The 5,231-nt window shown below is 66.9% G+C and carries 5 protein-coding genes; 3 read left to right on the forward strand and 2 right to left on the reverse strand.

Annotated elements, in window-relative coordinates; all coding sequences use genetic code 11:
- Positions 1 to 654 (forward strand): HNH endonuclease signature motif containing protein (locus tag AC1DXI_RS20645; protein ID WP_476940139.1); only part of this gene is annotated, 654 nt, incomplete at its 5' end.
- A 155-nt stretch (positions 655 to 809) separates the two neighbouring features.
- On the opposite strand, the gene AC1DXI_RS20650 is transcribed toward AC1DXI_RS20645, so the two are convergent.
- Positions 810 to 1,688, reverse strand: coding sequence for a 3-hydroxyacyl-CoA dehydrogenase family protein (locus AC1DXI_RS20650; RefSeq protein WP_476940140.1), 879 nt, complete (start codon positions 1,686 to 1,688; stop codon positions 810 to 812).
- The gene (locus tag AC1DXI_RS20655; protein WP_476940141.1) at positions 1,688 to 2,446 is read right to left on the reverse strand and encodes an enoyl-CoA hydratase/isomerase family protein; all 759 of its coding nucleotides are present in this window, start codon (positions 2,444 to 2,446) and stop codon (positions 1,688 to 1,690) included. The genes AC1DXI_RS20650 and AC1DXI_RS20655 overlap by 1 nt, the downstream gene beginning before the upstream one ends.
- A gap of 178 nt (positions 2,447 to 2,624) precedes the next feature.
- Between AC1DXI_RS20655 and AC1DXI_RS20660 the strand changes: the two genes are divergently transcribed.
- Positions 2,625 to 4,046: an NAD-dependent succinate-semialdehyde dehydrogenase gene (locus AC1DXI_RS20660; RefSeq protein WP_476940142.1), complete on the forward strand. Its 1,422-nt coding sequence runs from the start codon at positions 2,625 to 2,627 to the stop codon at positions 4,044 to 4,046.
- A gap of 133 nt (positions 4,047 to 4,179) precedes the next feature.
- Positions 4,180 to 5,231: thiolase family protein (locus AC1DXI_RS20665; protein WP_476940143.1), on the forward strand; the 1,052-nt coding region annotated here is incomplete at its 3' end.

Here is a 5,231-nt window from a genome sequence, read left to right on the forward strand (position 1 = left end):
TCGATGGCCCGCCGCCTCCTCATAGACGGCGCCGGCTCCTTCCACCGGGTCCTGACCGACCCCCGGGACGGGGCACCGCTGGAAATCGGCCGGACCAGCTACCGCCTCACGACGGCCCAGCGCCAGTGGCTCCGGCTCCGCGACGGCAGGTGCCCCTTCCCCGGCTGCGGCAACCACTCCCTGGACAACGAAGCAGACCATATTCTCGCCTGGGCCGACGGCGGCACCACCGGCATCACCAACCTCGGCCAGCCCTGCCCCAAACACCACCGCCTCAAACACGCCTCCGCCTGGACACCGGCCGGGGCCAGCAAAGACCACCCGCCCGGCTGGACCTCCCCGGCCGGGCGGCACTACCCCAGCGAACACCAGGACTGGGAACCACCCCGCTGGCCCGAGGACTGGCTGCCCCACACCCCGGCCACGGACACACGCCAACCCGACACCGACACAGGCCCCGACCCGGCCCCGCCCGAGGACCCGGACCCAGACCTGCCCACGGATCCGGACCCGGACCTGCCCACGGACCCCTTCCCGGACTGGCACCAATTCACCGCCGGGCACCCACTGACCGCCGCAGACACGGACGAGCCGCCCTGGCCGGCGCCCCTCGGCGACCCCTTCCGCGAAGACCTCGGGCTCCTCAGCGTCTGAGCGACCGGGGCTTGGGTCCTCATTTCGAGTGCCATAGTGATCGCGCGAAGGTCGACGCCGTCGCGGACGTTCTGATCGCTTGGTTCCAGATCGCCTCAACCTCAATGGCGGCCAGCGAAAAGCGCCAGCCGCCATCCGCCCTTGCCCTGGACAGCTCAGGAGTAGTCGTAGAACCCTTTGCCGGACTTCCGTCCCAGCTCGCCGCGCTCCACCATGTCGCGGAGGATCCGGGGCGGGGCGAAGCGTTCGCCCAGGGTTTCATGCAGGTACTCGGCGATACCGAGGCGCACGTCCAACCCGACGATGTCCGTGGTGCGCAGTGGTCCGGTTGCGTGCCGGTAGCCGAGTTCCATGGCGGCGTCGATGTCCCGGGCGCTGGCCACACCCTCTTCCAGCATCCGCATGGCCTCCAGCGCAATTGCCACACCAAGGCGCGAACTCGCGAAGCCGGGCGCGTCATTGACCACGATGGGAGTCTTACCGAGCCCGCGGACCCAGCCGGTGGCGGCGTCGGCGAGTTCAGGGGCGGACCGGGGGCCAAGAACGATTTCCACCAGCGTTGAGGCCGGGACCGGATTGAAGAAGTGCAGCCCGCACAGCCGTTCCGGCCGGCCGAGTGTGTCTGCCAGGTCGGTGACGGAGAGCGAGGACGTGTTGGTGGCAATCCAGGCATCCGTACCCAGGTGGCGCTCCACGTTGAGCAGGGCGTCCTGCTTGAGCTTGAAGTCCTCCGGCACGGCTTCGACAACAAGGCCCGCGCCGCCGAAGTCGACGGCGTCCGTGGAGACCGCGAACCGGCCGAGGAGCGAATCCAGATCCTCGAGAACGGCAGCCTTCTCAAGGGCCTTGGCCAACGTCGCTGTCACGCGGTCGCTGGCCGCTGCGGCTGCGGCCTCGTCCCGTTCGACGATGGTCACCGCAGCTCCGGAGACTAGGAAGGCGTGGGCGATGCCCGCGCCCATCCGGCCTCCGCCGAGGACGCCTACCCTCGTGGGGACGCCCGGGGTTTCAAGTGGGGGAGTAGAAGGGGTCATTAGTTGGTTCCTTTGCGTTGTTTTCGGTCCAGAAACGCCTGCATCCGCTCAAATTTTGCCTCTGATTCAAAGAGGATCCCTTGGGCGAGTTCGTCAATGGCCGGGTGTGCTGACCTTGGGGCGTGGAGGACGCTCTTGGTGAGGCGGACCGCGAGTGGATCCTGGGATGCGATCCGGGCCGCGAGTGCGAAGGCCGCCGGGATCAGCTGGTCTGGTTCATGCAACTCCGTGACCAGCCGAACAGCCATTGCCTCAGCGCCGTCGAGCACTTTTCCGGTGAGCAGGATTTCCTTGGCCAAAGGCTCGCCGACGAGCTCCACGAGGCGCCAGCCTGCGCCGGCGGCGGCGAGGATGCCCAGGCCGGTTTCGGGGTTGCCGATCTTTGCCCGTGGTGTGGCAATCCGGAAGTCCGCCGCGTAGGCCAGTTCGGCGCCGCCGCCGAGCGCGAACCCGTCAATGGCGGCGATCACAGGCATGGGCAGCCTTGAGATTCGCTGGAAGAGACCGGAATTGATGCCGGCCAGGGCATCATCACGGCGGCGTTCGCGGAGCTGGGCGATGTCGGCTCCGGAGGCAAAGATGCCCCCGGAGGGAAGCTGCGCCCCGGAGATGATGAGAATTTTGGGATTGCGTTCCAAATCCGCGCATGCGGTGTGTAATTCGTCCACCATGAGCTGGTCTATGGCGTTACGGACATCTGGCCTGTTGAGCTCGACGTGCACGGTCGCGCCGGCGTCGTGGATCTTGATCGTCTTCACCAGCCCACCATGGCACCGCTGATTACGCGGCGTCCAATACCTAATCCGCGAACCATTAGTATCGGAAAGTAATAGATGCGAGCCGGGGGAGCTTGCTGATACCGCCCGTTATTGATCCAAAATCTTCATTGATCATGAGGCTAATAAGTATTGGACTGCATAGCCGGAAGCTGGGATCGTGATTGCTAAGACAAAGACGTACCTGCAGAAAGAGTTCCGGATCATGAGCAACTACGCGACCATCAACCCGGCAACCGGAGAGCGCGTTGCCGAGTTCCCGACACTCACCGACGAGGAAGTGCAGGAAGCGCTCAAGCGCTCCTTCACGGAATACCGCAGCTGGCGCTCCACTCCACTGGCGGAACGGGCCGCGGTGCTGACCCGCGTCGCCGAACTGCACCGCGAACGCTCCGAGGAACTCGCCGCCCTGCTGACCCTGGAGATGGGCAAGCCGATCGCCGAAGCGCGCGGCGAGGTTGCCCTCGTGGCCTCGATCTACGCCTACTACGCGGACAACGCCGAGCGCTTCCTCCGCGATGAACCGTTGGAGATCAAGGGACCCGGCTCGGCCGTGGTCCGCACCGAACCCGTCGGACCGCTGGTCGGGATCATGCCCTGGAACTTCCCCTACTACCAGGTCGCCCGCTTCGCCGCGCCCAACATAGTGCTGGGCAACACCGTGATCCTCAAGCACTCACGCAACTGCCCGCAGTCGGCGCTGGCTATCGAGGCGGTCTTCCGCGACGCCGGGCTGCCGGCCGATGTCTACATCAACGCGTTTGCCACCAGCGGCCAGATCGCCACGATGATCGCCGACCCCCGGGTGCAGGGTGTCTCCCTGACAGGCTCCGAGAAGGCCGGATCCGCCGTGGCAGAAATCGCCGGACGCCATCTGAAGAAGTATGTGCTGGAACTTGGCGGCTCCGATCCGTTCATCGTGCTGCCGGATGCCGATTTGGACAAGGCTGTAGCCGGCGCCGTGGCAGGCCGCATGTACAACGGCGGTCAGGCCTGCACGGCGTCCAAGCGCTTCATCATCGTCGGTGATATTTACGACGAGTTCCTGCGCCGCTACACAGATGCCATGTCCAAGATCGCGCCGGGCGACCCGACTGATGCCCAGACGACCTTCGGCCCGCTCTCATCCCGGGCCTCCGTCGACGACATCGCCGAGCTGGTCCAGGACGCCGTCTCCAAGGGTGCGACCGCCGTCACGGGTGGAGGCGCCCCCGACGACTCAGGCGCTTACTACCCCGCGACAGTACTGACCGGTGTGACGCCGGACATGCGGGCATACTCGGAAGAGATCTTCGGCCCGGCCGCGGTGGTTTATCGGGTGGACTCTCCCGAAGCCGCTGTTGACCTGGCCAACGACTCGCCTTTCGGCCTCTCCAGCTCCATCTACACCGCGGATGTTGAGGCGGCCCGGCAGCTTGCCGAACAGCTGGAGACCGGCATGGTCTGGATCAACAGCATCAGCCGCAGCGCCGCTGACCTTCCGTTCGGCGGGGTGAAGCGTTCCGGCGTTGGGCGTGAACTGGCGCAGTACGGAATCAATGAATTCGCCAACAAAAAACTGATCCGAATCCCCGCAGCGTAGACCCGCTCGAATCACAGCCAGGCCACCGAGGCGGCCAGCCCGCCCAACAAACTAGCAGCAGGGGTCGTTTCGCGCCCTCAAAAAACGACCCCTGCCTCTACCTGGTTGGGCGCCACCGAACTTAGAGGAAATTATGAATCAGGCTTTTGTGTATGACGCCGTCCGGACCCCGTTCGGGAAGTTCGGTTCCGGCCTTGCCGGGGTCCGCCCGGATGACCTTGCCGCGCACGTGATCCGCGAATCCGTGAAACGCGCCCCGAAGCTCGACGTCGAGCGGATCGATGAGGTGGTGTTCGGCAATGCGAACGGCGCGGGGGAGGAAAACCGCAACATCGCCCGGATGGGCACCCTGCTGGCCGGGCTGCCGGTCTCGGTCCCGGGCACCACGGTCAACCGGCTCTGCGGGTCCTCCCTGGACGCGGCGATCATCGCCTCCCGCCAGATCACCACCGGCGATGCCGACCTGATGCTGGTCGGCGGGGCCGAGTCGATGTCCCGGGCCCCGTGGGTGCTGCCGAAGACCGAGAAGCCCTACCCGGCCGGGGACCTGACCCTGGCCTCCACCACGCTGGGCTGGCGGCTGGTGAACCAGGCCATGCCCGCGGAGTGGACGATCTCGCTGGGCGAGGCCACCGAACGGCTGGCCGAAAAATACGGCGTGAGCCGTGAGGCGCAGGACGAGTTCTCGGCCGCCTCCCACAACCTCGCCGCCGCCGCGTGGGACGAGGGCTTCTACGACGCCCTGGTCGCCCCGGTCCCGGGCACGGACCTGGTCCGCGACGAGGGGATCCGGGCCGGGTCCTCGGCGGAGAAGCTCGCCGGGCTCAAGACCGTGTTCCGGGCCGAGAGCGGGACCGTCACGGCCGGGAATGCCTCCCCGCTCTCCGACGGCGCGTCCGCGGCGTGGCTCGGCTCCGAGAAGGCGGCCGGGATCCTGGGGATGGAGCCGCTGGCCCGGCTCGCCGGGCGCGGCGCGCACGCCAACGATCCGCAGTACTTCGGCTACGCCCCGGTCGAGGCCGCGAACAAGGCCCTGGCCAAGGCCGGGATCGGCTGGGACCAGGTCGGCGCCGTCGAACTGAACGAGGCGTTCGCCGCGCAGTCCCTGGCCTGCATCAACGCCTGGGGCATCGATGCGGGAATCGTGAACCGGCACGGCGGCGCGATCGCCATGGGCCACCCGCT

It is taken from the genome of Arthrobacter sp. P1_H7, assembly GCF_056405215.1.